The sequence below is a fragment of the Stenotrophomonas sp. INTA L402-1 genome (genome assembly GCF_059295135.1).
Genome location: NZ_JCAFWP010000054.1, coordinates 1 through 18383 on the forward strand (window position 1 = coordinate 1; position 18383 = coordinate 18383).

Annotated in this window: 14 protein-coding genes; 4 read left to right on the plus strand and 10 right to left on the minus strand. The window is 67.7% G+C overall.

The genetic code is table 11. The features are described from left to right. The first annotated feature begins 318 nt into the window (after window positions 1-318). The gene (locus AC5O77_RS20135) at window positions 319-2637 is read left to right on the plus strand and encodes a TonB-dependent receptor (protein ID WP_494507109.1); all 2319 of its coding nucleotides are present in this window, start codon (window positions 319-321) and stop codon (window positions 2635-2637) included. Window positions 2638-2658: 21 nt separating this feature from the next. Next, on the plus strand, window positions 2659-4116 hold the full coding sequence (locus AC5O77_RS20140; protein ID WP_494507110.1) for an esterase-like activity of phytase family protein: 1458 nt from the start codon (window positions 2659-2661) through the stop codon (window positions 4114-4116). A 197-nt stretch (window positions 4117-4313) separates the two neighbouring features. Here AC5O77_RS20140 and AC5O77_RS20145 read toward each other — a convergent pair whose 3' ends face one another. From AC5O77_RS20145 to AC5O77_RS20190, 10 genes are all read right to left on the minus strand, one after another. Then, window positions 4314-4760, minus strand: a complete 447-nt coding sequence (locus tag AC5O77_RS20145; RefSeq protein WP_494507111.1) for an REP-associated tyrosine transposase — start codon at window positions 4758-4760, stop codon at window positions 4314-4316. Window positions 4761-4939: 179 nt separating this feature from the next. Beyond that, a complete protein-coding gene (locus AC5O77_RS20150) occupies window positions 4940-5698 on the minus strand; it encodes a 2,3-dihydro-2,3-dihydroxybenzoate dehydrogenase (protein WP_494507112.1) in 759 nt (252 codons plus the stop codon). After that, window positions 5689-9579 carry an enterobactin synthase subunit F gene (locus AC5O77_RS20155; protein WP_494507113.1) on the minus strand — a complete coding sequence of 1297 codons (3891 nt, stop codon included), beginning with the start codon at window positions 9577-9579 and terminating at the stop codon, window positions 5689-5691. The genes AC5O77_RS20150 and AC5O77_RS20155 overlap by 10 nt, the downstream gene beginning before the upstream one ends. Further along, entirely contained in the window at window positions 9576-9833 is a 258-nt protein-coding gene (locus AC5O77_RS20160; RefSeq protein ID WP_049401311.1) for a phosphopantetheine-binding protein, read from the minus strand. Before AC5O77_RS20160 ends, AC5O77_RS20155 begins: the two co-directional genes overlap by 4 nt. Continuing rightward, a complete protein-coding gene (locus tag AC5O77_RS20165) occupies window positions 9833-10465 on the minus strand; it encodes an isochorismatase family protein (RefSeq protein ID WP_494507114.1) in 633 nt (210 codons plus the stop codon). The genes AC5O77_RS20160 and AC5O77_RS20165 overlap by 1 nt, the downstream gene beginning before the upstream one ends. Continuing rightward, complete coding sequence (locus tag AC5O77_RS20170; protein WP_317217383.1) at window positions 10465-12117, minus strand: (2,3-dihydroxybenzoyl)adenylate synthase; 1653 nt, start codon at window positions 12115-12117, stop codon at window positions 10465-10467. The genes AC5O77_RS20165 and AC5O77_RS20170 overlap by 1 nt, the downstream gene beginning before the upstream one ends. Further along, a complete protein-coding gene (locus AC5O77_RS20175) occupies window positions 12114-13307 on the minus strand; it encodes an isochorismate synthase (protein WP_494507115.1) in 1194 nt (397 codons plus the stop codon). The genes AC5O77_RS20170 and AC5O77_RS20175 overlap by 4 nt, the downstream gene beginning before the upstream one ends. Continuing rightward, a complete protein-coding gene (locus AC5O77_RS20180; protein ID WP_494507116.1) occupies window positions 13304-14500 on the minus strand; it encodes an MFS transporter in 1197 nt (398 codons plus the stop codon). The genes AC5O77_RS20175 and AC5O77_RS20180 overlap by 4 nt, the downstream gene beginning before the upstream one ends. 154 nt (window positions 14501-14654) lie before the next feature. Then, window positions 14655-14966, minus strand: coding sequence for a DUF3817 domain-containing protein (locus AC5O77_RS20185; protein ID WP_065723493.1), 312 nt, complete (start codon window positions 14964-14966; stop codon window positions 14655-14657). 145 nt (window positions 14967-15111) lie between these two features. Then, complete coding sequence (locus AC5O77_RS20190) at window positions 15112-16047, minus strand: TIGR03571 family LLM class oxidoreductase (RefSeq protein ID WP_494507117.1); 936 nt, start codon at window positions 16045-16047, stop codon at window positions 15112-15114. 66 nt (window positions 16048-16113) lie between these two features. On the opposite strand from AC5O77_RS20190, the gene AC5O77_RS20195 reads away from it, so the two are divergent. Further along, on the plus strand, window positions 16114-16563 hold the full coding sequence (locus tag AC5O77_RS20195; RefSeq protein WP_494507118.1) for a GNAT family N-acetyltransferase: 450 nt from the start codon (window positions 16114-16116) through the stop codon (window positions 16561-16563). Window positions 16564-16682: 119 nt separating this feature from the next. After that, entirely contained in the window at window positions 16683-18203 is a 1521-nt protein-coding gene (locus AC5O77_RS20200) for a thioredoxin family protein (RefSeq protein ID WP_494507119.1), read from the plus strand. Window positions 18204-18383: the final 180 nt, after the last annotated feature.

An 18383-nucleotide genomic window follows, 5' to 3' on the forward strand; every position in this document is an offset into this window, starting at 1 on the left:
GTGGGGGTGCCGCGACGGCGCGCCGCAGGGCCTCGGGCTGGGCCTCTAACACGTGGTGTGGTGGGGCGGGGGGCTGCCCCGCCTGTTTCTCTGCAGCGGGCGGGCGGGGGGGGCGCGCCCGCCCCCCCGGCACTACCCGTCCTGGTAGGCGCCTCACAACGAATGAACATGTCACCAGACAGTCATCTGTCTAGCGCACCATTTTCACGTTGATCCACGGCGCCTGCAGCGTCACCGGTCGCATCGGTTGTCTCCCCTTTTGAACTCCATGAGCTCCGCGCCCGTGCGGTGGCTCGTGCCTGCCTGAGTGTCCGTAACATGACGAAGACTTTGTTGGCCGCTGCGCTGTCGATCGCGCTCGCTCCCGCGGCCTGGGCGCAGGATGCTGCCCCGACCTCCACTGGCACGTCCGCCACCGATCTCGATGCGGTTTCGGTGATCGGCAGCGGTGAAGCGCGCCAGGTGCAGCGCATCACCCGCGAGAACCTCGACATCCTGCCGCCGGGCACCAGCCTGCAGAAGACGCTCAATCTACTGCCTGGCGTCAACGCGCAGTCGGCCGATGCGTTGGGCACCAACGAGCAGTCGATGACACTGAGCCTGCGCGGCTTCAACTCCACCCGTCTCGGTTACACGCTCGACGGCGTGCCGCTGGGCGACGGCGCGTACAACAACTACAACGGCCTGACCATCAACCGTGCGCTGATCAGCGAGAACATGGCCGGCGCGGAACTGGCGGTGGGCATCGGCAGCCTCGGCACGCCGTCCACCAGCAACCTCGGCGGCACCATCTCGTATACCTCTGACCGCCCAGCCCAGGAGTTGGGTGGCCGCGTGGTGCAGACCTTCGGCAGCGATGCGAACCGCCGCACCTTCGTGCGCGTGGACAGCGGCGAGTACAACGGCTTCTCCGGCTACGTTTCCGGCATGAATGCCGTCTCCGATCTGTGGAATGACCAGACCGCCTACAACACGTCCACCACCAAGCAGTTCAATGCCAAGGGCGTGTGGAACTTTGGCCGCGGCCAGATCACCGGTTTCGTCGATACCTCACGCACCACCCAGGCGGACTACTTCTACCTGTCCAAGGACGAGATGTCGCGCGGCCTGGGCTGGGACTGGGGCGGCTACGCGCCGGACTGGAACAAGGCCGTGGCCAAGGCCTACTGCAACACCGCCAGCTTCAATGCGAAGAAGTGTGACAGCAGCGGCCCGGACAGGGATGCCGATGGTGCCTTCACCGCCGGGCAGATCCTGCGCGACGACAACCTGTACTACCTGGCCGGCGACTTCTTCCTGGCCGATGGCTTCAGCCTGCGCGCCCTGGCCTACCACCACGATGACCGCGGCGAAGGCCACAACTGGAACAGCGGCGCCTGGTCGAACAAAGGCACCGCACAGGAGATTCCGATCATCTTCCGCAACACCATCTACACCATCGACCGCGATGGCGGCACGCTGTCGTTCGACTGGGAGCTGGGCGCGCACCGCATCGAAGGCGGCGTCTGGTACGAGCGCAACACCAGCAGCGCCGAGCGCTACCAGACCGCCGTGGACGGTCCGCGTGACCTGAGTGGCATGAACACCCTGCCCTCCGATGTCGGCGTGTTTGCCCAACGCACCCGCTGGAAGACTCACCAGTTCTTCCTGAAGGACACCTGGCGCCTGCTCGATGACCGCCTGACTCTGGAGTTCGGTGCCAAGAGCCCGCACGCCACCTCCGATGCACAAGCGCTGCCGGGCGATGCGAAGACGCCGATCTCGCCGACCTCCAACAACCAGTTCGCCACCGGTTCGCTGAAGGCCAGCAAGAACTTCCTGCCCAGCATCGGCGCCAACTTCCGCCTGGCCGAGCACCACGAAATCTTCGCCAGCTACGCCGAGAACATCGCCATGTTCCAGGGCGGCTTCAAGCTGGGCCCGCAGGCGGTCAGCCAGGCGACCTGGAACGCTCAGGGCAACCTGAAGCCGGAGGAGTCACGCTCGCTGGAAGCCGGTTACCGCTTCGTCACCGATACCCTGCAGGCCTCGATCGCGGCCTACAACGTGCGCTTCGACAACCGCCTGCTGCAGTACAACCCCTGTGACTCGCGCCAACCGGTCGGCCCGACCTGCGGCAACCGCTTCTACAACGTTGGCGGCGTCGACAGCCGCGGCGCCGAGCTGACCGTACTGTGGACCCCGAACGAGCACTTCAGCTGGTACACCTCGGCGTCGCTGAACCGTTCAACCTACGCCTCCAACTACGTGCAGGCCGGTGTCGAGCAGCAGATCAAGGGCAGGATCCAGACCGACACGCCCAAGCAGCTGCTGGCCACCGAGATCACCTGGCGTGACAACGGCTGGTTCGCCAGCCTGCGTGGCAAGTACACCGGCGAGCGCTTCTACACCTACACCAACGACCAGGGCTTCGGTGGCTTCACCGTATTCGATCTGGCCGGTGGCTATGACTTCGGGCAGGTCGGCTTCGCCAAGGGCATGCGCCTGTCGTTCAACGTGACCAACCTGACCAACAAGCGCTACGCCAGCAACCTGGATTCGAGCGTGTTCGCACCCAGCGACCCGGCCGGCAAGCTGTACGTGTTCCATGCCTCGGCACCGCGCCAGGTGTTCGGTACGATCGACCTTCGCTTCTGATCTTCCGCCCGGAGTCCACTGATGCTCACGACCGCCCTGCTGCTGGCCACCCTCTCCGCCAGCGGATACTCCGCTCCGCATGAGGCAACGGGTGCACCACCGCGCACCCTGCAGCTGGGCGGTCGTACCTATGTGGACAAGGGCCTGGTCGCTGCCGGACGGTTGCCCGCGGGCACGGTGGACTTCCTCGGCGATACGCTGGGCTCGTTTTCGTCGCTGGCGGTGCAGCCCGGCACCTGGAAGCGCACCGCCAGCGGCTACGAAGGCGTGCTCTGGACCCTCCCCGACCGCGGTCGTAATGATCCCGAGGCCGGCCTGTTCTACGACTACGCCGGTCGCGTGGAGCGCATGCAGCTGCGCATCGACGTTACCCCGGGCAAGCCTGCGCTTGGCACGCTGAGCATGGTGCCCGACAAGGGCGTGGTACTTAAGGATTTCAAGGGGCAGCCGTTCACCGGTGCCGACCCGGGTGAGCACACGATCACCCAGCGCGATGTGGTGCTGCCCTCACCGGCCAGCGGCGCAGGCGCGGGCAAGGTCTCGCTGGATGCGGAGTCGCTGCAGTTCACCGCCGATGGCCACTTCTACATCGGCGATGAGTACACCGCCAACGTCTACTACTTCGATGCACAGGGCCAGCTGCAGGGCGTGATCATGGCGCCGCCGGCGATCCGTCCGCAGCGCGATGGCAAGCCCGCCTTCGGTTCGCTGGCGGCGCCGCAGACTGGGCGCCGCAACAACCAGGGCGTGGAAGGCATGGGCCTGTCCCCCGACGGTACCCGCCTGTTCGTGGCCCTTCAGAGCGCGACGCTGCAGGACAGCGCAAAAGGCAACGCGGCCGGGCGCATCAACACCCGCGTGCTGGTCTACGACGTGACGGCCTCGCCGACGCCGCAGCAACCGATCGGCCATTACGTGATGGCCCTGCCCGCCTATGCACACGACGGCAAGGGCAAGCTGGACCGTACCGCCGCGCAGAGCGAGCTCCGTGCACTGGATGCCCACCGCTTCCTGCTGCTGGCCCGCGATGGCAACGGTCTGGGCAAGGGCGGCGATCACCCGATCGTCTACAAGTCGGTGCTGCTGGTGGATGTGGCCGATGCCAGCAACCTGGCAGGAAGCAACTATGAGTCCGGTACGGCCTCGGTGCTGGCCGACCCGGCGGGCACCGTGTTGAAGGACGGCATCGTGCCCGCACGCAGCGACGAACTGCTGAACCTGCTCGACCGCCCGCAGCTGGCGCGTGCCGGCCTTGACCTGGACACCAAGCGCGGCCCGCATGCCGGGCTGCTCTCGGAAAAGTGGGAAGCCATGGACGTACTGCCAGCGCTGGACCCGCAGCATCCGAACGACGTGCTGTTGCTGATCGGCAACGACAACGACTTCATCGCACGCCACTGCCGCATGCAGGGCCAATCCTGCGACAGCGCGTACGACAACGACAACCGTGTACTGGTCTACCGCCTGACGCAGCCCTGACTGCAACGTGTATTGCCGCAACCGTCTCGCTCGAAAGCCTGGTAGTGCCGGCCGCTGGCCGGCATCACGCCCAGACCGACCACGCATGTGGGTACTCGCCAATCTGCTGGGCAATACCTGCGCGTACCGGATTCCCCAGGATGTACAGCGCCTGCTCAGCCCTCACCGCAACCGGTAGTGCCGGCCGCTGGCCGGCATCACGCCCATATCGACCACGCATGCGGATACTCGCCAACCTGACGGGCAAGACCGGCGCGTACCGGATTCCCCAGGATGTACAGCGCCTGCCGCGCCAGCGACTCCTCGGCCCTCACGGCGTGGTCGAAGTAGCCAGGCTGCCACACTGTACTTCGACGACCCGCCAGGCGATTCAGGGCAAGCGCGCTCGACGACTTCATTCGGCGTGCGATGTCCGGAAGGTGAGCTGCACGCAGCTCGAACATCCAGTGAACATGATCCGGCATCACAACCCATGCGAGTGACTGCACAAGCCCCCGCCGCTCGATGTAATGAAACTGGTCGATTACACATGCCACTGCAGCTTCGCTTTCAAAGAGCCGGCGGCGCAGATGTGTCGTCGTTGTCAGAACGTAGACCTGACCGACAATGGAACGACGGCCCAGGCGGAGGCGATGGCTGCTCATGCCCCATCGTGGAGCGATCATCGGGCATTGGCTGTCGGAGCCTGCCTCGATGGGGGTTGGGAGATATCTGAAGTTGAATGAGGTTGCCGGCCAGCGGCCGGCACTACCAGGGACCATGGATTGCCGGCCAGCGGCCGGCACAACCGGGGCCATGGGTTGCCGGCCGGTATCGACAGGACTCAGCCGCGCAGGGTGGCGCCGCCGTCCACGTACAGGTCGCTCATTGCCACATGCCCGGCCTGCTCGGAGAGCAGGAACATCACCGAGTGCGCGATGTCCTCCGGGGTGGCCAGCTTGCGCAACGGAATGCCGGCCTTGTACGTCTCCAGGTTGCCGGCGATCACCCGCTCTGCGCCATGCTCGTCCTGCCACATGCCGGTCTGCATCGGGGTCAGCGTTGAACCCGGGGCGACGATGTTGCAGCGGATGCCCAGCGGCGCCAGCTCCAGCCCGAGGCAGCGGGTGAACATCGTGGCGGCGGCCTTGGACGCGGCATAGGCGGCCATGCCGTGCCGCGGTACCCCGGCCGCATTCGAACTGACGGTGACGATCGCGCCCTGGCCTCGCGGTGACATCACCCGCGCCAGCGCACGCCCGACATGGAACACGCCATCCGCATTGACTGCGAACACCCGGCGCCAATCAGCATCCGTGGTCTCCGCAACAGCTCCCACATGCAGAACACCCGCCACGCTGGCGGCGACGCCGATCGGCCCAATGCTGGCTTCCACACGATCCACCAGGGCGTCCACCGCCGCGCTGTCGGTCACGTCGAGCGCAAACGCCTGCACACGCGCATCCACTACCACGGGCGCCTCGCGATCGGTTGCCACGACCGTGCAGCCGGCCTCGGCCAACAGCCGTACCAGTGCCTCGCCGATGCCGCCGGCGGCGCCGGTCACCAGTGCCACGCGACCTTCAAAACCGGTCAACTGCATGTTGCGATCTCCTGTTGCTCATCCCAGTGGCGCAGGCGCGCCGACAGCCACGGCGCCAGCTGCGCCACCGCATCGCGACCGGTCAGCTCGGCATGCAGGAACGGCAGTTCCAGCGCCTGCAGCTTGCGTGCGTGCGCGCGCCACAGCGCCGACTGCAACTGCGGCCGTGCCTGATGGTCCCGGCCAGCGCGCACGTGCACCAGCGTGCCGTCGAACGGACGGTGGGTGTGTTCGCGGATCAGCCGATTGGTGCCAGTGACCGCGCGCACCACGCCATCGAGCACCGCGTCCGGCAGGCTGCCGAGCGCACTGCCGCCACGGCGCAGAAAACCAAGAATGCGTTCGCGGCTGTCCAGTTCCGGATGCGCATCCGGATCGTGGCCGGCAATCGCCAGCAGCGCCCGCAATGCGGCGATGGCGTCGGGTTCCGGCTCGGCGCGCCAGCACTCGCTTGGGTAGGCGTCCAGCAGCACCAGTTCACCAACCTCACGACCGATCTCATGCAGGCGCACCGCCATCGCCTGGGCGAGGATGCCGCCCACCGACCAGCCCAGCAGGTGCACCGGCCCCTTCGGCTGCAATGCAACCACGCGCTGCACGTAGTCGTTGGCCATGGCTTCGATGCTGGATGGCAACGGCTGCTTCGGATCCAGCGCCGCCGACTGAAGGCCATACACCGGGCGTGCCGGCTGCAGGGCGCGCGCCAGGCTGCGGTAGTTCCAGGCGATGCCACCAGCCGGGTGCAGCACGAACAGCGGTGTGGGCCCATCAGCATCAGTCGCAGCCAACGCGATCACCGGGCCCAACGCGTGATCGGCCAGCGCGGGCGGCTGGGCAATGCGCGCCGCCAACGCGGCCACGGTCGGCTGCGCAAACAAGGCCCCCAGGCCCAGATCGCAGCGCCAGCGTTTTTCGATGGCCAGCAGCAGGTGCACTGCGGACAGCGAGTCGCCGCCGAGGCTGAAGAAGTCCGCAACCACGGCCACGGGTGTCTCGCGGCCCAAGGCCTGGGCGAACAGCAATGCCAGTTCCTGCTCCAGCGGCGTGCGCGCCGCCAGTCCGGCAATCCCGTTCTGCGGCGGCTTTGGCAAGGCGTTGCGGTCGAGCTTGCCGTTCGCGGTCACCGGCCAGTGATCCACACCGACGAACGCCGAGGGCACCATGTAGTCCGGCACACGCTTGGCCAGGTGGCTGCGCAGCATTACGGCATCGGCAAGCGCAGCTGGCACATAGGCCACCAGCCGTGCATCGCCCGGCGTGTCCTGGCGCAGCAGCACTTCCACGCGTTCCATGCCCGGCAGCTCGCGCAGTGCCGCCTCGATCTCGCCGAGCTCGATGCGCAGGCCGCGCAGCTTCACCTGATGGTCGCTGCGGCCGAGATACTCGACCGCACCATCGCGGCGCCAACGGGCCACGTCGCCGGTGCGGTAGATCCGTTCGCCCGGCACGAAGGGATCGGCCAGGAAGCGTTCGGCAGTCAGGTCATCGCGGCCGAGGTAGCCACGTGCCAGCTGCACGCCGCCCAGGTACAGGTCGCCGGCCACACCGACCGGCACCGGCTGCATCCGCGCGTCCAGCACATACAAGCGGGTATTCCACACCGGGAACCCGATCGGCACTGGCCGCGAATGGTCCTGGGCCGAGGCCGGCCAGTAGCTGACGTCCACCGCAGCTTCGGTCGGGCCGTACAGGTTGTGCAGTTCGGCGCGCACGCGCGCATGGAAGCGGTCGCGCAGTGAAGCGTCCAGCGCCTCGCCACTGGTGAATACGCGGCGCAGCTGCAGGCCTTCGGAAGCCGGCGCGGCGAGGAAGGCGTCGAGCATCGAGGGCACGAAGTGCGCCGTGGTGATGCCATGATCGCGGATCAGCCGCGCGAGCTCGGTCGGATCACGATGCGCATCCGGTGCGGCGACCACCAGCGTCGCGCCGCACAGCAGCGGCAGGAAGAATTCCCAGACCGAAACATCAAAGGTCGCCGGGGTCTTCTGCAGAACACGGTCATCGGAACGGATGCCGTAGTGCTCGCGCATCCACAGCAGGCGATTGACGATGGCACGATGCTCGATGACCACGCCCTTCGGCTCGCCGGTCGAACCGGAGGTATAGATCACATAGGCTGCATCGCTGGGCGCCGGATCGGCCCACGGTGCTGCGAAACTCAGCGCGGTCCATTGGTCGGGGGCGAGCACCGGCACGCCGTCCATGCGCGCCGATACCTCTGCCGCAGCCAGTACGCACGCCGGCTGCGCCGAGGAGAGAATGCGCGCGAGGCGCTCATCGGGATGGGCAAGGTCCAGCGGCAGGTAGGCGGCACCCGCACGCAGCACCGCCACCAGCGCGATCACCAGTTCCAGCGAGCGTGGCAGCGCCACCGCCACCACACTGCCCGGACCGACCTCCATCGCACGCAGTTGTGCCGCCAGCGCGAAACTCCGCGCTTCCAGCGTTGCGTAGTCCAGCGTGGTGTCGCCGAACACCAGCGCAGGCGCGTGCGGATCACGGTCCATGCCCTGCTGCAGCAGTTCAACCAACGTGGTGGGTGGCAGCGCATGTGCAGTGGCATTGAAAGCATGCACCACCTGCTGCGCTTCTGCGACGGTAGCCAGCGGCACCGCCGCGATATCTTCAGCTTCCAGCGCCGCCGACACGAAATGCAGCAACCGCGCCGCGTGCGCTTCGACATCCTCGCGACTGTAAAGCGCGGGATTGGCTTCGATCTCCAGGTCCAGCAGGTGCTGGCCATCGCCACGGAAACCCAACGTCAGATCATCCACCGGACCGGTGCACAGCACCTCCAGCGTCGACTGCACGCCCGGCAAGGCCAGCGGCTTGTAGAACGGCTGCACATTCAGCAGCGGACCATGCAGGCGCTGCTGCGCGCCCACCAAACCCATGTCCCGGCGCAACTGCTCGCCACGGTAACGGCCGTGCTTGCGGCCCTGGCTGAGCTGCCGGCCCAGGCCTCGGGTAAAGGCCTCGACGCTGCCCTCACCGGCCGCCACCCGCAGCGGCAACACATTCATCACCATTGCCGGCACACGCGCCGATGCGTTGCCGAGCCGCCCCATGTAGGGCACGCCCAGCACCACCTCATCGGCCGCGCTCATCCGCCGCAGATACTCGGCAGACAACGCGGCCAGCACATCCGGCCACGGCTGCAACCAGCGTACCGATGTCTGCAGCAGCCGTTCGCGGAACGGCGCATCCAACGGTTGCACCCAACGCAGCGCATCATCACTGGCCGCCAGCGTGCCCGCCAGCCCCACGCCCGCGGGCGCGCCCTGCAGCTGCCCGCGCCACCACTGCCCGGCCTGCGTGCGACGCGGGTCGGCACGATAGGCGGCATCATCGGCCAGCACGCCAGCCAGTCCCGGCAGTGCCTCACCCGCACGACCGGCATACAAGGCGCATACGCGATCAGTGAACAGCGCCATGCCATAGCCATCGGCTGCAAGGTGATGCACACGCAGATACCAGACCCAGCGCTGCCCACCCAGATCGAACAACACCTGCTGGCTTATGCGGTCGCGGGTCGGATCGACCGCGCTGAGCCGGTCGGCCTGCATCAGGGCACGCGCCGCCGATGCCGGCTCGGCCTCGACGGATAGATCGCGCAGCGAAAGCAGCGGCACATGTGCCGGGTCATGCCACTGCAGCGGCTGACCATCGCCCCCCTCGGCAAACCGCAGTGCGAAAGCCTCCGTTTCAACCGCGGCCCGGTTGGCAGCCGCCATGAATGCGGCCTCGTCCAGCGCACCCTCGATCCACACCGCATGCGCGGTATTGAACGACGGATTGTCCGGTGCCAGCCGCTGCGCGAACCACAGTCCGGCCTGGGCCTCGGTCAGTGCCACCGGCGTGGCCAGCACAGCGACGTTCATGCGTTCTGCGCGGCCTGCAGCTTCTGCACCACACCCCACCACTGGCGCAGCGTGGTGTGTTCGGCCAACTGCGAGAACTCCAGCGGCAACCCGGTGTTGCCCCAGGCCAGGACCAGGCCGAGCATGCGCATCGAGTCCAGGTCCAGGTCGATCAGGTTGTCGTCGTCACCGATCTCGGCCGGCGTGCACTCCAGCACGCGCGCAACGTCGGTACGCATCCGCTCCAGATCCAGCGCATCACCCGTGGCAGCCATCACAGCACCTCCAGCAACTGATCGGTGGTCATCGGCACGCCACAGGTGCGTGCGATCCAGTGCAGCGCCTGATCGTGATCGGCACGCGAAAAGTCCGCCACCGCATCGGCGGCGATGAAGGCCTCGATGTCACGCTGGAACGCCTCCACCACGGTCGCAGTGCAACCGATATGCGCATACACGCCGGTCACCAGCAACTGGTCCCGCCCACGCACTCGCATCAGCGTCTCCAGGTTGCTGCGCTGGAACGCGCTGTAGCGGTGCTTCACCAGCACATGCTCGGCCGGCTGCGGTGCCAGCGCCTCGATGATCGGCTCATGATCGGCGCTGCTGCGCATGCCCGGGCCCCACAGGTCGGCCTGCAGGCCACGGTCACGGCGATCCTGGTCACCATGCTGGGCGGTGTAGAACACCGGAATACCCTGCGCGCGGCAATGCGCCAGCAGGCGCGCGATGTTGTCCACCGCCGGCCGCAGCGGTGCGTTCCCGGCATCGAATGCGGCCAGGAAGTAGCGCTGCATGTCGTGCACCAGCAGTGCGACACGATCACGCTGCGGGCGCCAGGGGCCACGCGCCTGCGGCAGTTCGGCAGCGGTCGGCAAGGGATAGTTGGTGATACGGGGCAGCGCCATCAGCGCGTTCCTCCTGTCTGTTGCAGATGACGCGCACGCAGCTGCGCGCGCAGTTCGCGGCGGCTGATCTTGCCGACCGCGGTGGTATCGAAACTGTCGACGAACACGACCTGGTCCGGCACCTTGAACGCCGCCAGGCCGCGCGTACGCATCCAGGCTTTCAGTGCCGGCGCCTTGATCGGCTCCCCCTGCTGGATCACGAACGCGCAGCTGCGCTCTCCGAGATACTCGTCAGGAATGGAGACCACGGCGGCGTCGAACACGCCGGGGTGGGCCAGCAGGTGATCTTCAATCTCCTCGGCGGAGATCTTCTCGCCCGCGCGGTTGATGTGGTCACCAGCACGGCCCTGCACCACCAGATAGCCGCCGGGCAACTGCTGCACGCGGTCACCGGTGCGGTAGAACCCATCGTCGGTGAAGGAGCGCGCGTTGGCCACCGCATCGTTGTGGTAACCACGGATGGTGTACGGGCCGCGGGTCAGCAGATGACCCACTTCACCCTCAGCCACCGGCTGGTCGTGGTCATCGACCACGCGCACTTCGTCGTCCGGGCTGATCGGCCGGCCCTGGCAGGCCACGATCAGTTCCTCCGGATCATCCAGGCGGGTGTAGTTGACCAGGCCTTCGGCCATCCCGAACACCTGCTGCAGGGTACAGCCCAGACCGTCGATCACCCGCCGCGCAGCTTCCGGCACCAGCTTGGCGCCGCCCACCTGCAGTACCTGCAGGCTGGACAGATCGTGCGGAGTGGTTGCCGCCGCCTGCGCCCACAGCAGCGCCAGCGGCGGCACCAGGCCACAGCAGGTCACGCGCTCGCGGGCGATCAACGGGAACGCCGCATCCGGGCCGGGGCCGGGGCTGAGCACTACACGGGCGCCTGCATACAGCGCGCCGAAGAAACCGGGCGAGCTCATCGGGAAATTGTGCGCGGCCGGCAGCGCGACCAGATACACGCTGTCGCGGTCGATGCCGCAGATGTCATTGCTGGCGCGAAACGAATAGATGTAGTCGTCGTGGGTACGCGGAATCAGCTTGGACAACCCGGTACTGCCACCGGAGATCTGCAGGAACGCCACCGACTGCGGATCCGGGTCGGCCGGCAGCTCGCTGCGATCGCCCTGCAGCGCCTCCAGCGCGGTGAACTCCGCCGCATCGCCGTCGATGACCACGTGGCGCAGCGCCGGCACCTCGGCCTGCAGCGCCCGCGCCAGCCCGCGATGATCGAAGCCATCGTGCAGGTCGGCAGTGATGTAGGCACTGGCCTCGGCCTTGTTGGCGAAGTGCACCAGTTCGGTGATGCGATGCGCCGGCAACGCGTATACCGGCACCAGGCCCGCACGAAACAGTCCGCATACGGTGGTGATGAACCCGGCGGTGTTGCCCAGCTGCACCAGTACCCGCTCACCCGGCTGCAGGCCGAGTGCCAGCAGTCCGGCACCGATGCGGCCGGCTTCGTGCCACAGCTGCGCGTAGCTCAGGCGGACATCGCCGGCGACCACCGCGATGTCATCCGCATAGCGTTCCGCGCGCTCGCGCAGGAACGCCGGGAAGGTCTCGCCCCGCCAGTGACCGGCCTCGCGATAGCGCGCCGCCAGCGCATCGGGCCATACCTGCTTCAGTGGCAGGCGGGAGGAATCAATGGAGGTATTCATGCGGCAGGCTCAATGGCGGGCGCGGATTCATGGACACCCAGCGCGTTCAACAGGGCAGCGAACTTCGCCGCGGTTTCGGCCACCTCGGCCTCGGGTTCCGATTCGGCGACGATGCCGGCACCGGCATACAGGCGCAGCTGCGTGCCCTGCAGGCGTGCGCAGCGGATCGCCACGTACCAGTCGCCGTCACCCTGCGCATCCAGCCAGCCCACGGCGCCGGCGTAGAAGCCGCGGGGCACCGGTTCCAGTTCGCGGATGCGCTGCAGTGCCGCCAGCCGCGGCGTACCGCAGACCGCCGGCGTGGGGTGCAGCTGTGCCAGCAGTTCGGCGGCAGGCGTCTGCGGATCCTTCAGGGTGGCATGGATGCGGGTGCCCAGGTGCCACATGCTGGCGGTGGCATGCAGCATCGGCCGTGGCTGTGCATCGATGTGGCTGCAGTACGGTGCCAGGCCCTCGACGATGGCGTCCACCACATGGCGATGCTCGTCATGGTCCTTGGTCGAGGCCAGCAGCGCCTGCGCGGCACGCTCGTCCTCGGCAGCATCGGCGCTGCGGCGTGCTGAACCGGCGAGCGGATGCGACAGCAGTTCGGCACCGCGCTTGCGCAGCAGCAGTTCCGGGGTTGCCCCCACCAGCCACGCCGGCGCCTGGCCCAGCTCCACCGGCAACGGCACCGCGTAGGTCGCCACCGACGGATCCGCGCCCAGGCGTGCCAGCAGCACGTCCGGAGACAGCGCCTGGCGGGTGCGCGCCAACAGGCTGCGCGCCAGCACCACCTTGTGCAGGTTCTGCTCGGGCGCACGCAGGACCTGCACCGCCGCGGCAACCGCTGACGCATAGTCCTGCGGCACAGGCTCGGCCCGCAGGGTGCCGTCCAGCGGCGGTGCGGCCTGAGGTTGCAATGCCAGCGCAGGCAGCAGGCGCTCGGGCTGGTACAACGCATCGTCCGCACGCGGTTCGAACGGCACCGCGCCAACCAACAGGCCCGGACCGCCGCGCTGCTGGGCAAAGAACTCCGAAACGCGCTCTGCCAGCGTCGCCAGTGCACCGGTCGGCAGCGCGGCGCGGCACCCGCGTGCGTGCACGTGTTGGCCCGCATGCTGCAGCAGGAACAGCGACGCGTCGTCGGTGCTTTCCAGCGCAGCCGGCGCAGCCTCCGGCCACGCGCCCTGCATCAGGGAATCGTTCATGAGGTCTCCTTCATCCGATACGCGGCGGCCAGCGCACACAGCAACAGCAGCAGCGCGCCGACCAGCAGGTAAGGCAGGCTGGGCCCGCCGCGATAAAACAGCGTGCCGAGCATCGGTCCGGCCACCATGCCCAGCCCCTGCGCGGCAGCAACGGTGCCGGCGGCAGCGCCCTGCTCATGCGCTTCCACCGCGTCGGCGGCCAGCGCCTGGAACGAGGGGAATACGAAACCCATGCCGAACGCGGCAAGCGCGTACGCCGCTGGCAACTGCCAGGCCTGCTGCACACCAGCCACCGAAGCGAAGCCGATGCCGGAAATGAGTGCGCCGAGGACGATCCAGCGGCGTGGATGTACCTCCATCTTCATCACCAGCGCCTGTGCCAGGATGAGGCCGACGCCAACCGCTGTGAGTGCAATGCCGGCCATGCGCGCGCCCGCAGCTGCATCCAGGCCGAGGCGGTCGATCGCGAAGAAGCCGACCGTGACCTGCGCGATGGTCACCGAGATCATGGCGATGAACGCCGCCAGCTGTGGCAGGCGCAGGCGCGGGTCGAGACGGCTCATCGGCTGGCGGCGTTGCGCAGAAGCGCTCTCCACCGGCGGTGTGGCCGGCAACCGCCACGCCAGCAATGCCAGCGCAAGCAGCGGCAACAATGCGGCCACATACAGCGCCAGCGACAGATTCGTATAGGCCAGCCAGCCAGCCGCCGCCGGCCCCAGCACCATGCCCAGCGCGTTGGCGCTGCCCAGGCGGGCGAGGAATTTCGCACGCTGCCCGGTCGGTGCCTTGTCGGCGATCAGCGCGGCAGCGGTGGGAGGCACGGCGGCGTAGAACAGGCCGATCAGGCCACGCGCACCGACCAGCACCAGCACCGACACCAGCACCGGCGGCACCGCCTGCAGGGCCACGTCGATGAACACCGCCAGCGCGATGTAGACCACGGTGTAAGCACTCATCGCCAGCATCAGCACGCGCTTGCGGCCGATGCGGTCGCTGAGCTGGCCCCACGGGCGCGCGGCCAGCATCCACAACACACCGGCGGCGGTGACCGAGAGGCCGGCATGCCACTCGGACAAGCCGAGCATGCGGACCACCGGGCCGATCACGGCGACGAAGGACATCATCGCCATGGTGCCGATCAGGGCAGCCAACACCAGCGCCGGCAAGCCGGGAACGACGGGACGTGCGTGCATGAAACACCAGCCGTAACAGGAAAGGATGGCCGGGCGCGTCTGTGCGCCCCGCCCGGCACCCGGTCCTACTCAGGACCCGATGCCATCCTTAAATGATAACGGCTCGTATTTGCATTTGATACCCATTCTCTTGAATGGGCATGCAACAGTGGGTTCAGCGCATTGCACGCAGGCCCAGCAGGCCACGGCGCTTGAACCACCACTCCAGCGGCAGCGTCACCAGCGGCGGGATCGCTGCCAGCAGGGCCAGGGCACTGGCCCACCACGGCCAGCGCAGGCGCATTGCCGCGAACAGCGTCACCGCCACATAGACCAGGAACGCCACGCCGTGCAGGGGTCCGAACAGCTTGACCAGCGCCACGTTGGCCATCGGGCCGTACTTCATCCACATGCCGATGAGCAGGCCGGCCCAGGTCACGGCCTCGATGAAAGCGACCGCGGCGAACAGGCGTCCGGCCGGGTGCATGGGGGAACGTTGGGTCACGCGGAGCTCCAGCATCGGGATATCAAATGCGAATGATACGCAGATGCGAACGTTCCGGACACCGGCGGGTAGCGCCGGGCCATGCCCGGCGAGCGCAGCGATATGGCGTGTCCACCAAGGTGGACACCTACCGGAGCACATCCGGCATAACCTGCTCGCCGATCTCGCGCAGCACCGTGTCCATCGGCCGTCCGTTGTCGACCAGATTGAACATCACATGCGCCACGCCCTGCGCATGCACGCGCCGCAGATAGTCGCGCAGCCCGTCACGGCCGACCTTCAGGCCCAGCGGCAGCGGCTCGGATGGCGCCTGCGGATCCGCCTGCAGGTCCAGCAGCATCGACTGCACGAACGGCTTGCCCGACCCGCCGCGCTGCACCAGCGCCTGCTGCCACAGGCCGATGCGTCCTTCCTGCGCAACCTCCTCGCGGTGATAGGTGGCCCAGCCTTCGCTTTCACGCGCGATCCATTGCAGGCTCTGCCGCGCAGTACCCACCACCAGCATCGGAATCCGCGTTGCCGGCGCCGGCAGCACGTCGAAACCACCGGTCGCCTGCAGTACGGCGGTCCTTTCATCGGCCTCTGGTGACAACGCTGCGCGCAACGACGTCCAACGCTCACGGAACGCCGCCGCCCTGCCCTCCAGATCCTCACCGAACGCGGCAAATTCTTCCGGGCGGTCACCCGAACCCAGGCCCAGCACGAAGCGTCCGCCACTGATCCGGTCCAGGCTCAAGGCCGACTTCGCCACCTGCAGCGGCTGGCGCAATGGCAGCACGATGGCTGCGCTGCCGACCACGATGCGCTCGGTCGCGGCAGCCAGCATGCCCAGCCACAGGAACGGGTCATCCAGCGCGCTCGCTGTCGCATCCGGACCCTGTGGCACCATCAACGGTACATCGCGGGTCCACAGCGCGGCGAAGCCAAGATCATCGGCCAGCCGCGCGATGCGTCTGGCTTCATGCGGATCGGCCAGCCCATGTGCGGCGACAGGCGTCATCAGGCCCAGGCTCAGACCCTGTTGCGGAAACAAGGCAGCGTAAGCAGGATTGAAATCACTCATGCCGCCAGCTTAGCGCGCAGGCCTGCGGCGACGATGACGCGCCGCCCACCACTGGAAGAACACTGCATGCCGACGATCCGCCCTGCCCACGTCGATGACCTGCCCGCGATCAGCGCGGTGTGCCTGGCTGCGTTCACTGCAGCGGTGGCGCCTTCGCTCAGCGCTGCCGGTATCGCCACCTTCGGCAGTGTCGCTGCAGCCGATGCGTTTGGTGCGCGCCTGCACGGTGGCAACCACATCCTGGTGGCCGAGCAGGATGCACGCGTGGTCGGCGTGGTCGAACTGAAGGAGGGCCGGCACCTGGCGATGCTGTTCGTCGATCCCGCCTGCCAGGGCCAGGGCATCGGGCACGCCTTGTTCGAAGCCGTGCTGCCACAGGTACGCGAGCCGGTACTGACGGTGCGCGCCTCGCTCAATGCAGTGCCTACCTACCTGCGCTATGGCTTCGTGCTGGATGGCGAGGTCGGCGAGATCAACGGGCTGGTGTACCAGCAGATGGTGCGGGCAGCGGCCTGAAGGCATCCGCCCGGCAATGCCCGGTGGGCGTCATGCCCTGCGGCACGCCTGTCATAAGCAAACTGAATCAGCAGGCTCCCCGGCGGTTCCTACAATGGCCTGTCACCCTGCCCTTCGAGATGCTGCCGATGCGCGTCGCGCTTTCCGTGTTGCTGCTGGCTTCGGCGCTGAGCGCCTGCACCCCGGCCCCGGTATCCACCGCCAACTCCGCCGAGGCACCCGCGCCGGCATCCGCCATCGCCTGGCGCCAGGGCGATGTGGACGATGCCTTCGCCGAAGCCGCCGACAGCGGCAAGCCGGTGCTGCTGTACTGGGGTGCCGTCTGGTGCCCGCCGTGCAACCAGCTCAAGGCGGGCCTGTTCAAGGACCCGGCCTTCATCGCGCTGACCAGCAAATTCGTTCCCGTCTACCTGGATGGCGACGAGGAAGGTGCGCAAGCCTGGGGCGAACGCTTCGGCGTACGCGGCTATCCCACCCTGATCGTGCTGGACCCACAGCGCAACGAAATCACCCGCGTCGCCGGTGGCAATGACGCCGCCGAACTGACCCGGGCACTGACCGTCGCCGCTGGCCGCCGCAGTGCTGTTGCGGCCACCTTGGCCACCGCGCTGGCAACGCCGGACCGGCTGGCCGCCGAAGACTGGCAGGTGCTGGGCGACTATGGCTGGGAAGTGGACGCCAACCGCCTGGCCGGCGAGCGCAGGAGCCAGGACGTGCTGCGCCAGTTGTCCAGGGCGGCACCCGACGCCGCCCTGCAGCGCCGTTTCGCCCTGCTGGCTCTGGCCACAGCCGAGAAGCCCGATGCCTCGCCCACCGAAGTGCGCGAGCTGCTGCAGGCCGTACTGGCACAACCGGCGGAAGTGCGCCGCAATCGTGAATTGCTCGGCTACGCAGGCGTGCAGCTGGTCAAGCAGGCCAGTGCAGGCCCGGCCACGTCCAACACCTTGGGCCAGCAATTGCTGGTTGCACTGGAGCGCGCCGATGCCGAGCGCGGTGATCGCGCCGACGACGCGTTGTCGCGTGCGCTGACCGAAGTATCGCTGGCCCGCCAGCAGCAGCCCAAGGGCGCACTGCCCGCGGCGCTGGTCGAGCGGGTCAAGCAGCGCGTGGCCGCTGCCGATGCCGCCGCCACCGATGCGCATGCACGCCAGGCCACGATCAGCAGCGCGGTGTACGCATTGCGCGAGGTAGGTGACGACGCGGGTGCCGAGGCACTGTTGCTGGCCGAGCTGAAGCGCAGCGAACAGCCGTACTACTACATGCCCGAGCTGGCCGAACTGGCCGAGCAGCGCGGCGACACCGCCGGTGCGCTGGAGTGGCTGAAGCGCGCCTACGACGGTGCACAGGGCCCGGCCACCCGCGTGCAATGGGGCGTGCTGTACGTGGAAGGCCTGCTGAAGCTGGCGCCGGACGATGCACCGCGCATCGAGCAGGCGACCGCGTCGCTGATCGCCGAGCTGGAGGCACAGCCGTCGGGTTACCACCAGCGCACTCGCCAGCGCTTCGAGCGACTTGCCGGGCAGTTGAAGGCGTGGAGCGGCAAGCACCAGGGTGCGGAGACGCTGGCACGGCTGCAGCAGCGGATGCAGCAGGCGTGCGGTGACCAGGTGGATGGCGCCTGCAAGGACTGGTTGAGCTGAGTTGATGAAGGCCCTGGCGGCGGGTTCGCCTGCCGGCGCTTTTGTTGATCCGTGTGGGAGGGGGCGGGGGCAGCGCATCAGCGCGCCGGTGAGGGTTCGGAAAGCGGGTTCTGGTAGTGCCGGCCGCTGGCCGGCAACCCGACCTTCGCTGAATGCCGGCCCTGTCTCTTATACACATCT

Excerpts from the sequence above, each read along its gene's own strand:
- AC5O77_RS20135 (WP_494507109.1), top strand. The coding sequence starts at position 319 with ATGACGAAGACTTTGTTGGCCGCTGCGCTGTCGATCGCGCTCGCTCCC.
- AC5O77_RS20140 (WP_494507110.1), top strand. The coding sequence starts at position 2,659 with ATGCTCACGACCGCCCTGCTGCTGGCCACCCTCTCCGCCAGCGGATAC.
- AC5O77_RS20145 (WP_494507111.1), bottom strand. The coding sequence starts at position 4,760 with ATGAGCAGCCATCGCCTCCGCCTGGGCCGTCGTTCCATTGTCGGTCAG.
- AC5O77_RS20150 (WP_494507112.1), bottom strand. The coding sequence starts at position 5,698 with ATGCAGTTGACCGGTTTTGAAGGTCGCGTGGCACTGGTGACCGGCGCC.
- AC5O77_RS20155 (WP_494507113.1), bottom strand. The coding sequence starts at position 9,579 with ATGAACGTCGCTGTGCTGGCCACGCCGGTGGCACTGACCGAGGCCCAG.
- AC5O77_RS20160 (WP_049401311.1), bottom strand. The coding sequence starts at position 9,833 with ATGGCTGCCACGGGTGATGCGCTGGATCTGGAGCGGATGCGTACCGAC.
- AC5O77_RS20165 (WP_494507114.1), bottom strand. The coding sequence starts at position 10,465 with ATGGCGCTGCCCCGTATCACCAACTATCCCTTGCCGACCGCTGCCGAA.
- AC5O77_RS20170 (WP_317217383.1), bottom strand. The coding sequence starts at position 12,117 with ATGAATACCTCCATTGATTCCTCCCGCCTGCCACTGAAGCAGGTATGG.
- AC5O77_RS20175 (WP_494507115.1), bottom strand. The coding sequence starts at position 13,307 with ATGAACGATTCCCTGATGCAGGGCGCGTGGCCGGAGGCTGCGCCGGCT.
- AC5O77_RS20180 (WP_494507116.1), bottom strand. The coding sequence starts at position 14,500 with ATGCACGCACGTCCCGTCGTTCCCGGCTTGCCGGCGCTGGTGTTGGCT.
- AC5O77_RS20185 (WP_065723493.1), bottom strand. The coding sequence starts at position 14,966 with ATGCACCCGGCCGGACGCCTGTTCGCCGCGGTCGCTTTCATCGAGGCC.
- AC5O77_RS20190 (WP_494507117.1), bottom strand. The coding sequence starts at position 16,047 with ATGAGTGATTTCAATCCTGCTTACGCTGCCTTGTTTCCGCAACAGGGT.
- AC5O77_RS20195 (WP_494507118.1), top strand. The coding sequence starts at position 16,114 with ATGCCGACGATCCGCCCTGCCCACGTCGATGACCTGCCCGCGATCAGC.
- AC5O77_RS20200 (WP_494507119.1), top strand. The coding sequence starts at position 16,683 with ATGCTGCCGATGCGCGTCGCGCTTTCCGTGTTGCTGCTGGCTTCGGCG.